General features: G+C 65.3%; 1 pseudogene. It reads right to left on the bottom strand.

Annotation, left to right across the window (positions count from 1 at the left end):
* Positions 1-277, bottom strand: a pseudogene (locus tag KUG38_RS16650) (photosystem II D2 protein (photosystem q(a) protein)); the annotation flags it as partial.

Raw genomic sequence — 277 nt, 5'->3', positions numbered from 1 at the left:
CTCGAACAGGGTGTTCTCCACCGTGGCGCCATGGATGGCGCACAGCAGGGCACCGCCGAGGATGCCGGCCACGCCCATCATGTGGAAGGGGTTCAGGGTCCAGTTGTGGAAGCCCTGGAGGAACAGGAGGAAGCGGAAGATCGCCGCCACCCCGAAGGAGGGCGCGAAGAACCAGCTGCTCTGACCCAGGGGGTACATCAGGAAGACACTGACGAACACCGCGATCGGGCCGGAGAAGGCGATGGCGTTGTAGGGACGGATGCCGACGAGACGGGCG

This window comes from Synechococcus sp. CCAP 1479/9, from assembly GCF_019038535.1.
Lineage (GTDB): Bacteria > Cyanobacteriota > Cyanobacteriia > PCC-6307 > Cyanobiaceae > Cyanobium.
Note: the sequence above shows the minus strand (reverse complement) of the source record. Positions and strands in the feature narration are given on the sequence as shown.